Origin of the sequence: Micromonospora sp. DT229, assembly GCF_049844505.1 — a bacterium.
Taxonomy (GTDB): Bacteria; Actinomycetota; Actinomycetes; order Mycobacteriales; family Micromonosporaceae; genus Micromonospora.
Genome location: NZ_JBNCLD010000003.1, coordinates 243,469 through 261,312, shown reverse-complemented (window position 1 = coordinate 261,312; position 17,844 = coordinate 243,469). Strand labels below are relative to the sequence as shown.

At 70.4% G+C, this 17,844-nt stretch carries 17 protein-coding genes; 6 read left to right on the top strand and 11 right to left on the bottom strand.

Annotated features, from left to right (window positions below):
* Window positions 1–8 precede the first annotated feature (8 nt).
* The 5 genes from ACLQ2T_RS06705 to ACLQ2T_RS06685 form a co-directional block, all read right to left on the bottom strand.
* On the bottom strand, window positions 9–3,656 hold the full coding sequence (locus ACLQ2T_RS06705; RefSeq protein ID WP_425765095.1) for a SpoIIE family protein phosphatase: 3,648 nt from the start codon (window positions 3,654–3,656) through the stop codon (window positions 9–11).
* 159 nt (window positions 3,657–3,815) lie between these two features.
* A complete protein-coding gene (locus ACLQ2T_RS06700; protein WP_425765094.1) occupies window positions 3,816–4,583 on the bottom strand; it encodes a 3-oxoacyl-ACP reductase in 768 nt (255 codons plus the stop codon).
* 2 nt (window positions 4,584–4,585) lie between these two features.
* Window positions 4,586–5,941 (bottom strand): aldehyde dehydrogenase family protein, encoded by a 1,356-nt coding sequence (locus ACLQ2T_RS06695; RefSeq protein WP_425765093.1) that lies wholly within the window; start codon window positions 5,939–5,941, stop codon window positions 4,586–4,588.
* A gap of 153 nt (window positions 5,942–6,094) precedes the next feature.
* Window positions 6,095–7,459 carry a glutamine synthetase family protein gene (locus ACLQ2T_RS06690; RefSeq protein WP_425765092.1) on the bottom strand — a complete coding sequence of 455 codons (1,365 nt, stop codon included), beginning with the start codon at window positions 7,457–7,459 and terminating at the stop codon, window positions 6,095–6,097.
* 101 nt (window positions 7,460–7,560) lie between these two features.
* Window positions 7,561–7,815: a flavin reductase gene (locus ACLQ2T_RS06685; RefSeq protein WP_102659042.1), complete on the bottom strand. Its 255-nt coding sequence runs from the start codon at window positions 7,813–7,815 to the stop codon at window positions 7,561–7,563.
* 308 nt (window positions 7,816–8,123) lie between these two features.
* Here ACLQ2T_RS06685 and ACLQ2T_RS06680 point away from each other — a divergent pair, with 308 nt between their 5' ends.
* Complete coding sequence (locus ACLQ2T_RS06680) at window positions 8,124–8,921, top strand: helix-turn-helix domain-containing protein (protein ID WP_425765091.1); 798 nt, start codon at window positions 8,124–8,126, stop codon at window positions 8,919–8,921.
* Complete coding sequence (locus ACLQ2T_RS06675) at window positions 8,918–9,112, top strand: DUF397 domain-containing protein (protein ID WP_425765233.1); 195 nt, start codon at window positions 8,918–8,920, stop codon at window positions 9,110–9,112. The genes ACLQ2T_RS06680 and ACLQ2T_RS06675 overlap by 4 nt, the downstream gene beginning before the upstream one ends.
* Before the next feature lie 81 nt (window positions 9,113–9,193).
* Here the strand turns inward: ACLQ2T_RS06675 and ACLQ2T_RS06670 are convergent, their stop codons facing one another.
* Window positions 9,194–9,673, bottom strand: coding sequence for a MarR family transcriptional regulator (locus ACLQ2T_RS06670; protein WP_425765090.1), 480 nt, complete (start codon window positions 9,671–9,673; stop codon window positions 9,194–9,196).
* A 61-nt stretch (window positions 9,674–9,734) separates the two neighbouring features.
* Between ACLQ2T_RS06670 and ACLQ2T_RS06665 the strand changes: the two genes are divergently transcribed.
* Window positions 9,735–10,226: an SgcJ/EcaC family oxidoreductase gene (locus tag ACLQ2T_RS06665; RefSeq protein ID WP_425765089.1), complete on the top strand. Its 492-nt coding sequence runs from the start codon at window positions 9,735–9,737 to the stop codon at window positions 10,224–10,226.
* Window positions 10,227–10,450: 224 nt separating this feature from the next.
* Window positions 10,451–10,858 (top strand): nitroreductase family deazaflavin-dependent oxidoreductase, encoded by a 408-nt coding sequence (locus ACLQ2T_RS06660; RefSeq protein ID WP_425765088.1) that lies wholly within the window; start codon window positions 10,451–10,453, stop codon window positions 10,856–10,858.
* Here the strand turns inward: ACLQ2T_RS06660 and ACLQ2T_RS06655 are convergent.
* Window positions 10,855–11,061 carry a hypothetical protein gene (locus ACLQ2T_RS06655; RefSeq protein WP_425765087.1) on the bottom strand — a complete coding sequence of 69 codons (207 nt, stop codon included), beginning with the start codon at window positions 11,059–11,061 and terminating at the stop codon, window positions 10,855–10,857. The genes ACLQ2T_RS06660 and ACLQ2T_RS06655 overlap by 4 nt on opposite strands.
* Window positions 11,062–11,166: 105 nt before the next feature.
* On the opposite strand from ACLQ2T_RS06655, the gene ACLQ2T_RS06650 reads away from it, so the two are divergent.
* Together ACLQ2T_RS06650 and ACLQ2T_RS06645 are read left to right on the top strand one after the other, a co-directional pair.
* Window positions 11,167–11,514 (top strand): PadR family transcriptional regulator, encoded by a 348-nt coding sequence (locus ACLQ2T_RS06650; RefSeq protein WP_425765086.1) that lies wholly within the window; start codon window positions 11,167–11,169, stop codon window positions 11,512–11,514.
* Complete coding sequence (locus ACLQ2T_RS06645) at window positions 11,511–12,548, top strand: hypothetical protein (protein ID WP_425765085.1); 1,038 nt, start codon at window positions 11,511–11,513, stop codon at window positions 12,546–12,548. Before ACLQ2T_RS06650 ends, ACLQ2T_RS06645 begins: the two co-directional genes overlap by 4 nt.
* 412 nt (window positions 12,549–12,960) lie before the next feature.
* Here the strand turns inward: ACLQ2T_RS06645 and ACLQ2T_RS06640 are convergent, their stop codons facing one another.
* The 4 genes from ACLQ2T_RS06640 to pcaF all read right to left on the bottom strand — a co-directional run bounded on the left by ACLQ2T_RS06640 (window position 12,961) and on the right by pcaF (window position 17,795).
* Window positions 12,961–13,461 carry a DUF456 domain-containing protein gene (locus ACLQ2T_RS06640; RefSeq protein ID WP_425765084.1) on the bottom strand — a complete coding sequence of 167 codons (501 nt, stop codon included), beginning with the start codon at window positions 13,459–13,461 and terminating at the stop codon, window positions 12,961–12,963.
* A gap of 25 nt (window positions 13,462–13,486) precedes the next feature.
* Window positions 13,487–15,625 (bottom strand): putative bifunctional diguanylate cyclase/phosphodiesterase, encoded by a 2,139-nt coding sequence (locus ACLQ2T_RS06635; protein WP_425765083.1) that lies wholly within the window; start codon window positions 15,623–15,625, stop codon window positions 13,487–13,489.
* A 4-nt stretch (window positions 15,626–15,629) separates the two neighbouring features.
* Complete coding sequence (locus ACLQ2T_RS06630; protein WP_425765082.1) at window positions 15,630–16,448, bottom strand: SAM-dependent methyltransferase; 819 nt, start codon at window positions 16,446–16,448, stop codon at window positions 15,630–15,632.
* A gap of 144 nt (window positions 16,449–16,592) precedes the next feature.
* Window positions 16,593–17,795, bottom strand: coding sequence for a 3-oxoadipyl-CoA thiolase (gene pcaF, locus ACLQ2T_RS06625; protein ID WP_425765081.1), 1,203 nt, complete (start codon window positions 17,793–17,795; stop codon window positions 16,593–16,595).
* Window positions 17,796–17,844: the final 49 nt, after the last annotated feature.

Sequence of the window (17,844 nt, the reverse complement as noted above, 5' to 3'; positions counted from 1 at the left end):
CCCACCGCTCAGTCGGTCAACCGTCGGCGCAGGGTGACCTGGGTTCCGTTCGGGGTGTGCTCGACCGACAGCTCACCGAGGGCCCGGATCAGGGACAGTCCCCGGCCCCGGAAACCCGCACCGGTGGACTCCCGCCACTGACCGGTGTCCCGCACGGTCGCCACTACCTCACGGTTCTCCACCGACACGGTGATCTCGATCACCGGCTCCACCGGGTCGACCGGATGCTCGATCGCGTTCGCCGCCGCCTCGGAGACCGCGACGGTCAGGTCGAACATGTCGGTCTCGCTCACCTTGTGCCCGACGAGGAAGTCCTCCAGCCGCTTACGCAGCACACTCAGTCGGGTCGGGTCGGCCGGCAACCGCAGGGCGAACCGGTTCAGTTCGGTCGCCTCCAGGGCGAGCACGGCCACGTCGTCCCGGCGCGGCCGGTCGGCGACCCGCTTGACCACCGCGTCGACCAGGTCCGCGACGTGTTCGCCCGGTCGGGCGGCGTCCGCCCGCAACTGGGCCAGGGCCAGGTCGATGGCGACGTGCCGGTCCTCGATCAGCCCGTCGGTGTAGAGCAGCAGCCGCTCACCGGCCCGCAGTTCACCGGAGACCGTCTCGTACCCCGCACCGGGGATCGCCCCGATCGGGGGCCCGAGCGCCCGGTCGTGCAGGAACTCCACCTCACCGCCCCGGATGACCAGCGGAGAGGGATGCCCGGCGTTGGCGTAGCGCACCTGACCGGTGCGCGGACTGAACCAGAGACAGAAGACCGTGGCGAAGGTGCGTGACTCCGTGGAGTCCACCAGCCGGTTCAGCCGGGTCAGCGACTCCCCCGGGTCGAAACCCTCCAGGACGTACGCCCGCAGCGCGTTACGCAGCTGGCCCATGGCCGCCGCGGCCGGCACCCCCTTGCCGACCACGTCACCGATCACCAGGACGAGTTCGTCCTCGTCCCGGGCGACCACGTCGTACCAGTCGCCGCCGACCTCGACATCGGCGCTGCCGGGCAGGTATCGGCTGGCCACCACGGTGCCGGGCAGATGCGGCAGGGTACGGGGCAGCAGGCTGTGTTGCAGGGTGGTGGCGATGCGGTGCTCGGCCTCGTAGAGCTGGGCGTTCTCCAGTCGGACCCCGACCAGCCGGGCCAGTTGGGTCAAGGCGGCCTCGTCCGTGCCGACGCCGTCCACGGAGGGCCGCCACACCCGCAGCTCACCCAGTTGCCGGTTGGCGACCCCGGTCAACGGCAGCACGAAGGAGGGTTCGGTCGGGGCGGCTCCACCGCCGTCGGCCTCGTACCGTGCCCCGCCGGCGTCGACCACCACCCGGACGGCCTCGGCGAGGCTCAGGGCGTGCCGGGCCGCGACCTGGAGCACGTCGGCCGTGGAGCGGGCGGTGTTCACCGCTACCGCGGCGTCGGCGAGGGCCCGCAACCGTCGGATGATCTGACCACGCAACTGGCCGAGTTCCACATTGGCGCGGACCCGGGCGATCAACTCCTGCCCGGAGAAGGGCTTGGTCAGGTAGTCGTCCGCGCCAACCGACAGCCCGGCCACCTCCTCCGCCGAACCGGCCCGGGCGGAGAGCAGCACGATCGGGACGTACCGGGTGCGGGGGTCCGCGCGCAGGGCGGCGACCAGGCCGAATCCGTCCAACCGGGGCATCATCACGTCGGTGAGCACCAGGTCGAAGGTGACCTGGGTGGCCAGCCGCAGGGCCTCGACACCGTCGGCGGCCGTCGTCACCTCCCAGGTCTGCGCGAGCAGCCGGGCCACATGTTCGCGCAGGTCGGGGTTGTCGTCGACGACCAGGATGCGGCCCTGCGGGTCGGCGGTGGCCGGCACCGGGAGGGTGGCAGTCATGTCGCTGGTCCACCGCGCCGACTCGGCCGCGAAGAGCGGGGCCTGGCGCGGCTCCCGCTCGGGGTCCTCGGTCTCGGCCACCCGGTCGGCGGGCAGGTGGGCCGTACCGAACGGAATGGTGACCGCGAAGGTGCTGCCCTTGTCTACCTGGCTGCTCGCGCTGACCTGCCCGCCGTGCATCTCGGCCAACTCGCGAACCAGGGCCAGCCCGATCCCGGTGCCCTCGTGGCTGCGGGAGCGTACTCCCGGCACCCGGTGGAAGCGTTCGAAGACGTGCGGCAGTTCATCCGGGTGGATACCCACACCGGTGTCGCTGACCTCCAGGCGGGCTACCCCGTCCACCGCCCGGACCCGGATCTGGATCTCACCCTCGAAGGTGAACTTCACCGCGTTGGAGACCAGGTTGAGGACGATCTTCTCCCACGTGTCCTGGTCGACGTAGACCGGCTCGGCCAACGGCGGGCAGTCCACCACCAGGCGAATCCCGGTGCGCTCGGTGGCCGACCGGAAGGTGCTGACCAACCGGCTGGTGTAGTCGGCCAGATCGGTCGGCTCGTAGTGGGCGGCCAGCCGGCCGGACTCCAGCCGGGAGAAGTCCAGGACGGTGTTGACCAGCTTCAGCAGGCGCAGTCCGTTGCGGTGCATCATGGTGAGCCGCTGGGTGTACGCCTGCGGCAACGCGGGGTCGGCGAGCATCTCCTCCAGCGGACCCAGCACCAGGGTCAGCGGGGTACGGAACTCGTGGCTGACATTGGCGAAGAAGTTGGTCTTGGCCAGATCCAGGGCGGCCAGTTCGGCGGCGCGGGCCCGCTCCTGCTCGTACGCCCGCTGTTTGCCGGCCGTCCGCGAGATCTGGGCGGCCACCAACTCGAAGAAGTCCCGGTAGTCGTCGGTGAACGGCAGCCTGCGGGCCATCCCGAGCACCAGCACCCCGGCGGGCTCGTTGGTGGCACTGATGGGCAGCACCACCGCCTCGTCGGCAGCACCGGCGGGCACCCGGCCGAGCAGGTCGACCGTGGGCACGGTGGCGGCGACACCGGTCCTCGCCACCTCGACCAGCCGACCGGGTGGGTCCAGGGGGGCGTCGTCCACCCCGGTGACCCCGGCCTGTTGCAGGTGCCCGTCGCCGGTGTCGAGATAGAGCAGCCCGAAGGGTACGTCGGCCCGATGCCGGTCGAGTACGGCGGTGACGGCGCGACCGAGATCCTCGATGCTGCCCGGGTCGGCCAACTCCGACCCGAGTTCGGCCAGGGTCCGCAGCCGACGCTCACCGAGCACCCGGCCGGTGGTCTCGCTACAGATGCACAGCACGCCGTGGATCGCCCCGTCCGCACCCCGGATCGGGTCGCAGGAGACGTCGAAGTAGACGTCCTCGACGAAGCCGTGCCGGTTGAGCAGGAAGTGGTGGTCGTGTGCCTGGTACGCCTCACCGTCGCGCAGCACTCCGGTCAGCAGCGGCCCCAGCACCTCCCAGGTCTCCGCCCAGTGCTCCCGGGCCGGTTGCCCGAGCACGGCGGGATGCTTGTCCCCGATGGTCGGCCGGTAGGCGTCGTTGTAGAAGGCGCGCAGCTCCTCGCCCCAGAACACGACGATCTGGGCCTTGGAGGCGAGCATGGTGCTCAAGGCGTTGTGCAGCGTGTCCGGCCACTGGTGCGGGCTGCCCAGCGGGCTGGCCGACCAGTCATGGTCACGGAGCAGCCTGCCCATCTCGCCGCCACCGGCGAAGGCCGCCGCGAGCAGGGGCGGGGTCCCGCCGTCCGTCCCGGACGGATGACTCCCGCCCACACCCCCCTGGGCCGAGTTCATGCAGCCTCCCCGGCCGTCCACATGCGCTCCGATCATCCTGCCGCGTTCCGCTTCTACCCCGAAGGACCAGCAACGTAACGCATCAGAGCCATTGGACGCTGCGGAGCGTCGTCGCACCTCCGACACCACCGGGACCGATCACCGTCGGCACCGGGGAGATCACAGTGGGGTGACGTACGCTCCGGTGATCCCGCCGTCGACCACGAACTGGGCGGCGGTCATGAACGAGGCGTCGTCGCTGGCCAGGAACGCCACCGCGGCGGCGATCTCGCTGGGCTCACCGAAACGCCCCATCGGCACGTGCACCAGCCGACGGGCGGCGCGTTCCGGGTCGGCCGCGAACAGCTCCCGCAGCAGCGGGGTGGCCACCGGCCCGGGGCACAGGGCGTTGACCCGGATGCCCTCGCGGGCGAACTGCACACCCAACTCCCGAGTGAGGGCCAGCACCCCGCCCTTGCTGGCGGTGTAGGCGATCTGCGACGTCGCGGCACCCATCAACGCCACGAAGGAGGCGGTGTTGATGATCGATCCCCGCCCCTGCCGACGCATGTGCGGGATCACGTACTTGCAGCAGAGATAGACGCTTGTGGTGTTGACCCGCAGCACCCGTTCCCAGGCATCCAGGCCGGTCTCCAGGATCGAGTCGTCCTCCGGCGGGGAGATGCCGGCGTTGTTGAAGGCGATGTCCACCCGACCGTACCGATCGACCACTCCGTCGAAGAGGGCCTGCACCGCCGACTCGTCGGCCACGTCGGCCGCCACGAAGCTGCCGTCGACCTCCTCGGCGGCCCGGCGACCGGCCTCGGTGTCGATGTCGACACAGACCACCTTCGCCCCCTCGGCGGCGAACCGGCGTACCGTGGCCAGCCCGATCCCGCTGGCCGCTCCGGTGACCACGGCGACCCGATCCTGCAACCGTCCCGGCATACTCACTCCTCCGTACTGATGAACACGTTCTTGACCTCGGTGAAGGCGTGCAGGGCGTCGGGTCCCAACTCCCGCCCCAGCCCGGAACGCTTCATGCCGCCGAAGGGTGTCCAGTACCGCACCGAGGAGTGCGAGTTGACGCTGAGGTTGCCCGCCTCGATCGCCCGGGCCACCCGCAACGCCCGGCCCACGTTCCGGGTCCAGATCGAGCCGGACAGGCCGTACTCGGTGTCGTTGGCCAACCGGATGGCGTCCGCCTCGTCCTCGAAGGGGAGCACCGAGACCACCGGACCGAAGATCTCCGCACGCCAGTGCGGGTCGGCGGGCGAGTCGGCGAACAGCACCGTCGGGGGGTACCAGTAGCCGGGGCCGGTCGGGCATCCGCCGGTGAAGGCGACCCGGGCGTCCTCGACGTGCCCGGCGACCCGGTCGCGGTGTCCCGCCGAGATCAGTGGGCCCATCTCGGTGTCCTCGGCGGCCGGGTCACCGACCCGGAAGGCCCGTACCGCCGGTTCGAGGAGTTCGAGGAAGCGGTCGTGGACCGACCGCTGCACCAACAGCCGGGAGCGGGCGCAGCAGTCCTGGCCGGCGTTGTCGAAGACGGCGTACGGCGCGGTGGCCGCCGCCCGCTCCAGGTCCGCGTCGGCGAAGATCACATTCGCCGACTTGCCACCCAGTTCCAGGGTCAGCCGCTTCACCTGGGCCGCGCAACCGGCCATGATCTTGGTGCCGACCTCCGTGGAGCCGGTAAAGACGATCTTGCGTACGGCCGGGTGGGTGACGAACCGTTCGCCGACCACCTCACCCCGACCGGGCAGTACGGTGAACACCCCTTCGGGCAGGCCCGCCTCCAGTGCCAGCTCGGCCAGCCGCAGCGCGGTCAGCGGGGTCCACTCGGCCGGTTTGAGCACCACGGTGTTGCCGGCGGCCAGGGCCGGGGCGAAGCCCCAGGCGGCGATGGGCATCGGGAAGTTCCAGGGCACGATCACCCCGACCACCCCCAGCGGCTCGTGGAAGGTGACGTCCAGCCCACCGGGCACCGGGATCTGCCGTCCGGTCAGCCGCTCCGGGGCACCGGCGTAGTAGTCGAGCACGTCCCGCACATTGCCCGCCTCCCAGCGGGCATTGCCGATGGTGTGCCCCGCATTGCGCACCTCCAACCCGGCAAGTTCCTCCAGATGCGCATCCACCACCCCCGCGAACCGCCGCAGAATCCGCGCCCGCTCCCCCGGCGCCACCCCCCGCCACCGGTCGAACGCCCGCCCCGCCCGCTCGACCGCCGCATCCACCTCCGCCACCGAACACTGCGCAACCTCCGCCAACACCACCCCCCGCGCCGGATCCCACACCACCCCCACGCCTACCCCCTTCTCTCCCACCCCGCCCCGCCCTCAACCCGCCCACCCCAGCCCGTCGATCTTGCACTTTTGGTCGGGACAAAAGCCGCTAACCACTGTAAATCAGCGACACAAAGTGCAAGATCGCGGCGGAAGGAGTGGGGCGGGGCAGGGTCAGAGGCGTTCGAAGCCACGGGTCAGTTCCCAGTCGGTGACGGCGGCGTCGAAGGCGGACAGTTCGACGCGGGCCATGTTGGCGTAGTGGGCTACCACCTCGGCGCCGAAGGCGTCGCGGGCCGCGGTGGAGGACTCCCACAGAGTCAGGGCGTCGCGGAGGGTGCCGGGGACCCGGTCGGCATCGTCGTCGTCGTAGGCGTTGCCGGTGCACTCGTGCTCCAGGTCCAACTCCTGCTCGATGCCGTGCACCGCGCCCGCCACCAGCGCCGCGATCGCCAGGTAGGGGTTCACGTCGGCGCCGGGCACCCGGTTCTCCACCCGCATCCCCTGGCCGTGCCCCACCAGGCGCAGGGCGCAGGTGCGATTGTCCGTGCCCCAGCGCAGGGCGGTCGGCGCGAACGAGCCCGGCTGGTACCGCTTGTAGGAGTTGACGTTCGGGGCGAAGAACAGACTCAGCTCACGCATGGTGGCGAGCAGTCCGGCGAGCACCCGCTGCCCGGTGACACTCAGATGTGCCGGGCCGTCGCCGAGCATCGCCGAGGCGCCGGAGGCGTCCCGCAGCGAGAAGTGGATGTGGCAGGAGTTGCCCTCCCGGGCGTTCGGCTTGGCCATGAAGGTGATCGACATGCCCTCCTGGGCGGCGATCTCCTTGGCCCCGTTCTTGTAGATCACATGGTGGTCGGCGCAGGCCACCGCCGCGTCGTACCGGAAGGCGATCTCGTGCTGGCCCAGGTTGCACTCGCCCTTCGCGCTCTCCGGGGTCAGCCCGGCCCCGGCCATCTGGTTGCGGATGCGCCGCAGCAGCGGCTCCACCCGGGCGGTACCCAGCAGCGAATAGTCCACGTTGTACTGGTTGGCCGGGGTCAGGTCCCGGTAGCCACGCGCCAGCGCCTGCTCGTACGAGTCACGGAACAGCACGAACTCCAACTCCGTGCCGGCGTACGCGGTCAGCCCGTGCGCGGCCAGGCGGTCCAGCTGACCGCGCAGGATCTGCCGGGGCGAGGCGACCACCGGACCGGCGCCATCGGGCCACTCCAGGTCGGCCAGGAGCATGGCGGTGCCGGGCTGCCAGGGCACCCGGCGCAGGGTGTCGAAGTCCGGCTTCATCACCAAGTCGCCGTAGCCGCGTTCCCAGCTCGACATCGCGTACCCGTCGACCGTGTTCATGTCGACATCCACGGCCAGCAGGTAGTTGCACCCCTCGCTGCCGTGGGCCACCACCTGATCGAGGAAGTACGGGGCGTGGAACCGTTTGCCCTGCAATCGCCCCTGCATGTCGACGAGCGCCAAGGCCACCGTGTCGATCTCGCCCTCGGCGACGGCGACCCGCAGTTGTTCCAGCGTGAGCGGGGCTCTCCTCATCGGCGCGCCTCCATCACCAAGGTCTACCGGCCGAGCCGATGACCGTCAATGGGCCGCTCCGCTCGTACCCCGATCCCCTGCCCTGACAAACCGACCACCGCTCACCTCCGATCGCGGCGCCGCGCCCAGCCGAGAAAGCGGTCGTACAGATCCGGGGTGTGCTCGGGGTTGAGCTGGGCGAGCTGATCCCGGGCCTGGACCATCAGCCCACCCAGGTAGAGCAGCAGTCCGAGCCGGTCCTTGCGGTACTCCATCAGCAGGGCCAGCCGGGCCGGCTGACAGGGCCACTCCGCGCCGCAGTTGCGGCACCGCCAGAGCGGACGCATCGCGACGTGGGGAATCACCCGTCGCCCCATCAACGCACCCACCGTCTGCGGCCTGCGGCGTCGTTGACAACCCCAAGACAAGGTACGGCGAACAGACGCGAACCAACAGACATGGCAACCCCTCTCGGCTTTGGAGGGGGCCGCCCGGCCGAAGCAGGGCGACCCCGCGCAGGAGCCCACCCCACCGCCGATCCCGACAGAGCAAGCCCGCAGTGGTGACAGTCTGGTGACCACGGCACTACTGTCGATACGCGCTCGGGGCATTCGCGCAGTTCAGCGGGGTGATCGGGCAGCAGCGAGCAGCCCACCGTCGACACTGGGCAGAGGTTGGGGGATTGATGGGAAGTGCCACGGATTACGTGCTGGGCGAGCTACGCATGTTCCGGACCGCACTCGGGCTGAGTCAGGATGAGTTCGGTCGAAGCATCGGCTACTCCGGTTCACACGTCAGTTCGGTGGAAACCGGTGGTCGTCCTCCCACCAAGGACTACATGAAGGCCATCGACGCTCAGCACCACACCGGTGAACGCTTCGCCCGGATGCTTCGGGAACTGGGCCAACTCGATACCGACCCACCCTGGCTGCGGGAGTGGATCGAGTTCGAGCGGGAGGCGACCACCCTGCGATGGTTCGAGCTGGCCTACGTTCCCGGTTTGCTTCAGACCGAGCGATACGCACGCGCCACCCTGATCGGCGGCCGGTTCAGTCCGCCCGAGGTGGACAAGGCGGTGACCTCCCGGTTGGAGCGGCAACTGATCCTCGAACGTGAGCACCCGCCACAGTTCATCGCCGTGTTGGACGAGGCCATCCTCCGGCGACCGGTGCTCGACCAGCCGGGCCTGATGGCGGAACAACTCGATCACCTGGCCGAGCAGGCGCGGCGGGAGCACATCCAGGTACACGTCGTGCCTTCGGATGCCGGCATGTATCTGGGACTGGCTGGTCAGTTCATCATCGCCGAGCTGCCGGACGGCACCCGAACCGCACATGCCGACAACCAGCTCACCGCACAGATCATCGACGCACCTGCCGACATCGCTAAGCTGGCGAAGACGTGGGAGATCGTGCGGAACGAGGCGCTCCCCCGCCGCCAGTCGTTGGAGCTGATCAAGGAAGTGGCGAAGTCATGGACATGATGGCCGCGCGGTGGCGGAAGTCGACCAGGTCCGGCGGTAACGGCGGGTCGTGTGTCGAGGTTGCCGACAATCTGTCGGGGGTGGTGCTGGTCCGGGACACCAAGGACCGTACGGGCGGCACCCTGCACCTCACGCCGTCGTCGTGGCAGGCCTTCGTCACCTTCGCCAAGCAGATCGGCCCCGTGGGCTGACCGCTGCACGTCTACCGCCCCTCGACGCTGCGGAACTCGGCCTCCGACTGCTTGTGGCCTGACCACCGACGCTGGTGCGGATCAGCGGTCCGACGGTGGTGCGGGGCTCGTGCTGACCCGGGCGGTCTGGGTTTCCTGCACCTGACGGGCGGTCTCCAGGAAGTCGAGAATCGTGGCGAGTTGGTCCTCGCTGTACCCGCCGAGGGCCTGGGCACCGGCCTCGCCGACGGGTAGATAGATCTCCTGTTCTATCGCGCGGGCGAGGTCCGTGCCGCTGACCAGGACCCGCCGCCGGTTCCCGGCGTCCCGGGTACGGGCGACCAGGCCGGCCCGTTCCAGCCGGTCGATGACGGTGGTGGTCGCCGCCGGGCTGATCTTGAGGGCGCGGGTGAGTTCCCCGGCGGACAGCGGCCCGTCGTTGGCGAGGACGAGATCCATCGCGCGCAGGTCGGTGCGGTTGAGCCCGAGCCGAGCGGCGGCGGCCTCGTCGAAGGCGTCGAAGCTCTGCTGAAGCAGCCGCAGCCGCATCGCCACGTCCCGGATGAGGCCATCTTTCGACACTCGAAACCTTCTACAATCGTAATGTCTTATGATCGAATCGATACTAGCCTACGGGGGCGAGATGACCATGGACGACCGCCAGATCCGCGACCTGTTCGATCGGCTCGTGCAGGCCTGGACGGACAACGACGCCGCCGCCTACGGAGCCTGCTTCACCGACGACTCCGACTACGTCTCCTACGACGGAACCCGTGCCGTCGGTCGCCGGGGCATGCAGGAGGCACACGACCGACTCTTCCGCGGGGTGCTCGCCGGCTCCGCACTCGTCGGCGAGATCGAGTCGATCCGGTACGTCACCGACGGGGTGGCGATCGTCCACGGCACCGCGTCGGTGCTGATGCCCTGGCGCGCCAGGCTGCCCAAGCGACGCCTGTCCCGCCAGACCCTCGTCGCCGTACGCACCGACCAGGGCTGGCGGTTCACCGCACTGCACAACGGGCGGGTGCGTCCGGTGCAGATCCCCGCCCCGGATTCGCTGCCCTCCCGCCTGGCCCAGGCCCTGGGCCAGGCAGCCCGCCGCCTCGGCCTGGGCCAGACCACCGCCCCCACCTGACCACACCCTCACCCACCCACCAAAGATCCGCGTTGATCATGAGGTTGGCGGCAGTTGTTGATCTCTGCACTGCCGCCAACCTCATGATCAACGCAGAGGGAACGGGGTGGGGTGGGGTGGGGTGGGGTGGGGTGGGGGGATTGGTGGTCGGGTTGGTTCTGTTGGGGCTGGGGCGGAACTGTCAGGATTGTGGTGGCGAGTCGACTGTGCACTGAGGAGACGATGTGGGCGACTGGAACGACAAGATCATCGCCGAGTTTCGGGCCAACGGCGGGCAGGTGGGCGGCCATTTCGCGGGCCAGCCGCTGTTGTTGTTGCACACGGTCGGCGCCAAGAGCGGCCTACCGCGCGTGCACCCGGTGATGTACCAGCGGGTGGATGACGGCTACGCCGTGTTCGCCTCCAAGGCGGGCGCGCCCACCAGTCCCGACTGGTATCACAACCTGCTCGCCCACCCCCGGGTGCAGGCGGAGATCGGCACGGAGACGGTCGAGTTGGTCGCCCGAGTCGCCGCCGAAGACGAGCGGGAGCGGATCTGGAGCGCCCAGAAGGCCGCGTACCCGTTCTTCGCCGACTACGAGCAGAAGACCACCCGTCGAATTCCCGTCGTGGTGCTGGAGCCTGTGCGTTAGGCGCCAGGATCTTCGCCTGCCGGCTGGGCGGCGGGCCTCGGATCGGAGGCGGTCAGGACGACATGACCACGGAATCCGGGACCGAGGACGATCGCCGCACGGCTGGCGGGCGGGGCGCCGAAGGCACTGCTCTCCACCGCCGGTATCACCGGAGCGAAGTCCGGTCCGCCGAAGTCTCCGGCGTCCGCGTCACCGTCACCCATGACCACTCCCCTGCCGTCGGTTCCTGCGTACGCCCGTTCGGTGCGCTACCGCCGCGACGCCGCTCTGCTCGTACAGGATATCTTGTCATCCACTATATTAGGAGGATGAGTTCTCGGGCGATGACCGAACCGGCCTTCTTCATCCTCACCGCGCTGCTCGACACTCCACGCCACGGCTACGGGATCGTCTCGGAGGTCGCGGACCTGTCCCAGGGGCGGGTGCAGCTCAAGATCGGTTCCCTGTACGGGGTCCTCGATCGACTCGTCGGTGACGGCCTGGTCGAGCTGGACCGCGAGGAGGCCTGGCAGGGGCGGTTGCGCCGGTACTACCGGGTCACCGAGCAGGGCCGCGCCGCCCTCGCCACGGAGGCGCACCGGCTGGCCGCCAACGCCCGCCTCGCCTCGACCCGGTTGCACGAGCAGCGGAGCCCGATCACGGGGACCTCGTCGTGAGCCGGCTGGAGGAGCGCTACCGTCGCCTGTTACGCCTGCTGCCCGCCGCCTACCGGCAGGAGTGGGAAGACGACATGGTCGCCGCCTTCCTGGAAAGCATGGACACCGGCGACCCCGAGACCACCGCGTACCTCGCCGACTACGGCCGGCCGAGCCTGTCGGAGGCCGCCAGCATCGTGGCGCTCGCCGTCCGGCTGCGCCTGGCAGAAGCTTCACCCCGCTCGTACGCCTGGGGCCAGGCCGTGCGACTGGCGACCCTGATGGCGATGTTGACCCACGCCGTGATGGTCACCGCAAGTGTCGCCGTCGCGCTGTGGTACTCGGGGAAGCTCACCGGGTTGCCGGCGCCCCCCTCCGATCTGGCACTCAGCGCGCCGTCGAGCATCTGGAACACCACCTGGAACCTGGCCGGCTACGCCTGGCTGCCGGCCTATCTGGCGCTGGTCCTCGGGTACCGGCGGGTGGCCCAGGCGGTCGCCCTGTTCGCCGTCGTGCCTCCCGCCATCACCACCGCCGTGGCGCAGGTCGCGGGCGAGGTACCGCTGTCCGTGTCGCCGTGGGCGATGCGGCTCGTCGACGTCCTTCTGCTGCTCGCCATGGCGGCCTTCCGCCATGACGGCCCGCCTGTGTCGCGGCGGCCCTGGCTCCTCGCGCTGCCGACCGGCATCATTCTCGTCGCCCTGCCGTTGTTCGCCGTCCAGGCATTCGCGCCGGCGCTGCGGCTGCTGGACTGGCCGGGCCTGTGGTGCGTGGCGGTCACCGTCGCCATGCTGGTCCATCTGACCGTTCGCGTGACCCGTCAGCGGGCGGGCACCCTGCCGTGGTCCCTGGCCTTCACCCTGCTCGCCGCAACCGCGCTAGCCCTGCGAACCGTGACTCTGCCCGACTACCAGGGTCAGGCACAGCGGACCACACTCACCACGATCGCCTCCGTGGAGATCGTCGCTGTGCTCACGGTGGGCGTACCCCTGGCGGTGCTGGCAATCCGGGCCTTGCGCCAGGTCCCCTCCACCCCTGGCCAGGTTTCCGCCTGAGTCACCGCCGATCGCCACAGCGGGCGGCACTCGGGCGCTCGCCGCCGGCGGCGCCGTCTAGTCGGTTCGCGACCCTCGGATGAACTGGTCGACCGCCCTGTCCACGAGACCCGCGGCCAGTCCCGGCGGGACCAGGTTGCCGTTGGTCAGGGTGGCGAACATCAGTTCCAGCAGCGCGGCGTCCTCGGTGGCACCTCCGGACGCTGAGGGGCCACACAATTGCGTTGCCGAGTGCTGCGGCGTACCCCATTCTTGGGCTTGTGACCAGGCCCGATCGCGACGGGCCGACCCGGGCGCTCGGCACGCCCGGCAGCCGCGGCGGCGCGGGGAACGTCACCTCTCTCTCGGGTACGGCGTAGCGCCCTACCCTGACACCCGCCCCGCGCCGCCTCGGTCCTCAATAGTCCGACGCTCAGGCCATGACCAGACCGGCCACCCAGAGTGCGCCGATCACCACCCCGGCCAGGAACTCGATCAGCATCGCCAGGCCCGCCGCGGCGACGGCCTGTTTGGTGGCGGGCCAGGCCAGCCCGGTGTCGCCCAGCCGCAGTCGTTCCATCAGGAAGATGCCGCCGACGAAGCCGATGACCAGCCCGACGACCGGGATGACGAAGAAGCCGACCAGACCGAGCAGGGCCCCGACCAGCAGGGTGGCCGTGGGTACCCCGGCCCGTTTGAGGTTGCGGCCGGGCCAGGCGTACTTGACCACGGTGCCGCCCAGGGCCACCACGGTGGCCGCCGCAAGTACCAACCAGCGGCCGGCGCCGGCCTCCCCGAACAGTGCCCACACGAGTACGCCGCCCCAGCACAGCGGCAGGGCCGGCAGGCCGGGCACCACCACCCCGGCCAGTCCGGCGAGGATGGCCAGCGCGGTGATCACCGATATCAGAGCGCCGGTTTCTGTCAGGCTCACGCCGGCTCCCCTCCGATCGCGTTATTTACCCGCCGGCCAGGCGGGTGGAGATGGTCTCGGCGGGTGCCGGGCAGCCGAACAGGCGGCCCTGCGCGGAGTCGCAGCGTAGCGCCCGCAGCCGTTCGGCCTGGGCCTCGGTCTCCACCGCCTCGGCGGTCACCCAGAGTTCCAGGGCGTGGGCCAACCGCACCAGGGCGTCGACGATGCGTTCGTCACGGTGGTCGGCGGCGTCCGGCTCGTCACCCCGGATGCCCTCGACGAAGGGGGCGGCCAGTTTCAGGCAGGTGATCGGCAGCCGCCGCAGGTACGCCAGGTTCGAGTAGCCGGTACCGAAGTCGTCGACGGCCAGCCGGACCCCGAGGGCGGCCAACCGGTGCAGGGTCCGCAACGGCTCACCGCCGGAGCCCATCACGGCGCTCTCGGTCAACTCCAGTTGCAGCAGGTCCGCCGGCAGTCCGCTGCTGGCCAGGGCGTCCGCCACCGTGTCCACGATCACCGGAGCGTCGGCCTGCCGGGCCGCCAGGTTGACGCTGACCACCAGCCGCGCCTCGGGGAAGTCGACATGCCACCGGTAGGCGTCCCGGCACGCCTGCCGCAGCACCCACTCCCCCAGCCGGACGATCAGGCCGGTCTCCTCGGCCAACCCGATGAACATGTCCGGGCCGATCAGACCCAGCTCGGGGTGCTGCCAGCGGACCAGCGCCTCGACCGCCAGCATCCGACCGTCCAGCAGCGAAACGATCGGCTGGTAGTGCAACACGAACTCGTCCCGGTCCAGCGCCACCGGAAGTCCGGCGACCAGGGCTGAGCGGGCGATGTCCCGGGCACTGCGCTCCGGGTCGTACACCGCCCAGCGGCCCCGACCCTGCTCCTTGGCCCAGTACAGGGTGGTGTCGGCGGCCTTCATCAGCTCGGAGGGGCTGGTGCCGACCAGGTCCGAGCCGACGATGCCGACGCTTGCCGAGACCATCAGTTGCTGGTCGTCGATGAACACCGGGGCGGCGACCGCGGCCAGTGCCAGCTCGGCCACCGCGATCATGTCGTCGACACCGGCGTCCCCGTCGACCAGGATGACGAATTCGTCCCCGCCCATCCGGGCGACCAGGTAGCCGTGCTCGGCCACACATCCGGCCAGCCGCCGGGCGATCGTCATGAGCAGCCGGTCGCCGAGGTCGTGCCCGAGGCTGTCGTTGATCGCCTTGAAGCCGTCCAGGTCGAGAAAGCAGACCCCGACCCGGCCCGAGGTGTCCAGCAGGCGGCTCAGGGTCTCGAAGAACAGGGTCCGGTTGGGTAGTTCGGTGAGGGGGTCGTGCAGCGCCTGGAACCGCAGTCGACGTTGGAGTTCGTAGCGCTGAGTGATGTCCTCCGCCACCGCGACGGTGAACCGGGGGCGGCCGTCCTCGTGCCGGATCAGGGAGACCGCCAGGTCCGTCCAGACGGAGCTGCCGTCCTTGCGGTGGTAGCGCTTCTCCACCCGGACGGCGTCATGCTTGCCCTCGACCAGTTCCCGGTACAACTCCCACATGTCGGGTGCGTCGTCGCGGTGGAACAGTTCCGCCACGTTGAGGCGCCGCAGTTCCTCGATGGAATAGCCGAGCATGTCGGCGAAGGGCTGGTTGACGTCGATGATCTGCCCGTCCACGTCGGCGATGCCGATGCCGATGGCCGCACCCCGGAAGACCGCCCGGAATCGGGCCTCACTGTCCCGCAACGCCTGCTCGACGTTGTCGCGGGCCTGCCAGGCCGACCGTGCGATCCGCTCCTGCTGCACGAAGGTGCGGTTGCGCAGTGCCCGGGCGAAGCCGGCCGCCAGGCCACCCTGCATCGCCGCGATCCGGTCGTCGAGCCCGGTCGCCCCGCCCAGCACCTGGTCGGGCAGCCGGTCCGCGACCGAACGCACCGCCCACTCGATGACCCCCGGCTCGGTCAGGTGCGCCTCCACCAGGGCCTGGCCGACCTCCTCCGCCACCGCCGAGGCCACCTCCTCGGCCGCCAGCAACGCCTCGGCCAGCCGCAGGGTGTACGACAGCAGCAGCCGCTGGGTGTCGGCCGCGCTCATCGGCATGAAGCCCTGGCGGCGTACCTCCTGTGCCCACTCGCTCGCGTAGCTCTGCGCACCGACCGGGTCGACGGCACGCCCTCCGCCGGCGTCGACGGCCGACATCAGATCACTTTGCGGTGCGGTCGTGGCGGGCCACCGCACCGAAGGCGCCGAAGCGCTGCGCCTCGGCCACGACCTCGGCGGGTGAGTCCGGGCGCCACAACTCCATGTGCACCACACCCGGTTCGAGGATCGTCCAGTCACCGAAGAAGCCGGTGATCTCCGCCCGGGAGCGGAGGGTGATCTCGGTGCTGGTCCGCGCGGAAAGCCGCTGCGCGTCCAGCATCTCCTGAGGCTGGTCCTCGAAGGTGGAGTGCGAGATCACCAGGTGGCTGCCGGGTGCGGCGGCGGCACGCAGGGTGGCCAGGATGTCGGCGGGACGGTCGGCGTCGGGAACGAAGTGCACCACTCCGGCCAGCAGGATGCCCATCGGTCGACCGAAGTCGAGCAGCTGCAACCTGCCTGCCTCGGCCAGGATCCGCTCCGGCTCGCGCAGGTCGGCGTGGATGACCCCGGTCAGCTCGTTGTCGGCCAGCAACTCCCGACTGTGGGCCACCGCCACCGGGTCGATGTCGACATACACCACCCGGGCCTTCGGGTTGGCGGCCTGGGCGACCTCGTGCACGTTGCCGACAGTGGGGATGCCCGAGCCGATGTCGAGGAACTGGTCGATGCCGGCGTCGAGCAGCACCCGTACGGCCCGGCGCAGGAACTCCCGACCCGCCCGCATGGTGGCCGGCAGGTTCGGGGTCATGGCCGCTATCTGATCGGCCAGCTGTCGGTCGATCTCGAAATTGTGGGCGCCGCCCAGGAAGTAGTCGTACACCCGGGCCGCACTGGGCCGGGAGAGGTCGATCTCGATGGGTGGTCCGTCCGGCTGCTGCACTGGTTACCCCAAGTCCTCGCCACGGATCAAGTGACGCTGACTACTCTAGGGCCGCGCGGCACACCCTGGGAGATCCACAACGCTCTTTGTCGCCGGCGGACCCTGACCCGCCCGGGATGCACCCGGGCGGGGTCAGGCGGCGGGTCAGGCGGCTTCCAGCAGCAGGGCGATGCCCTGCCCCACGCCCACGCACATGGTGGCCAGGGCCCGCCGGCCGCCGCGACGACGCAGCTCCAGGGCGGCCGTCAGCGCGAGCCGGGCCCCGCTGGCACCCAGGGGGTGACCCAGCGCGATGGCGCCACCGTTGGGGTTGACGTGCTCGGCGTCCTCGGACAGCCCCAACTCCCGCAGCACCGCCACGGCCTGGGCGGCGAACGCCTCGTTCAACTCGATCACGTCCAGGTCGGCCACGGTCAGGCCCTGGCGCTCAAGCAACCGCTGGGTCGCCGGCACCGGACCGATACCCATGATCCGTGGAGGCACCCCGGCGGTCGCCGTGCCGACCACCCGGGCCAGCGGAGTGAGACCGTACTCCTCGACGGCCCGCTGCGAGGCGACCAGCAGCGCCACCGCACCGTCGTTGACCCCGGAGGAGTTGCCGGCGGTCACCGTGCCGCCGGTACGGAAGGGGGTGGGCAGCGCGCCCAGCTTCTCCATCGAGGTCTGCCGGGGGTGCTCGTCCAGCCCGACCAGCCGGGTCTCCCGCCGACCGGCCGGCACGGTCACCGGCACGATCTCCTCGGCCAGTCGGCCGTCGGCCTGCGCCTTGGCGGCACGCAGCTGCGAGCGGTACGCGAACTCGTCCTGGGCCAGCCGGTCCACCCCGAACTCGACAGCGACGTTTTCCGCCGTCTCCGGCATCGAGTCGACCCCCCAGCCCTGCTCCATCAGCGGGTTGACCAGCCGCCAACCGATAGTGGTGTCGTACACCTCGGCGGCGCGGGAGAAGGCGCTGGTGGCCTTCGGCATGACGAAGGGTGCCCGACTCATGCTCTCCACCCCGCCGGCCACGACCAGGTCGGCCTCCCCGGCGACGATCGCCCGCGCGGCCGAGGCCAGCGCGTCGAGGCCGGAGCCGCAGAGCCGGTTGACCGTGCTGCCGGACACCTGCTCCGGCAGCCCGCCGAGCAGCGCCGCCATCCGGGCCACGTTGCGGTTGTCCTCGCCGGCCTGGTTGGCGCAGCCGAACACCACGTCGTCGGTCCGGGACCAGTCCACCGACGGGTGCCGGGCGACCAGTTCACGGATAACGTGCGCGGCCAGGTCGTCGGGGCGTACGCCCGCGAGCGCACCGGCGTACCGGCCGATCGGGGTGCGGACACCGGCCACCAGGTATGCCACCGTCATCGCAGATCCTTCGGGGGTGGGAAGGCGGGGGTAGGAAGCAGCCACCGGA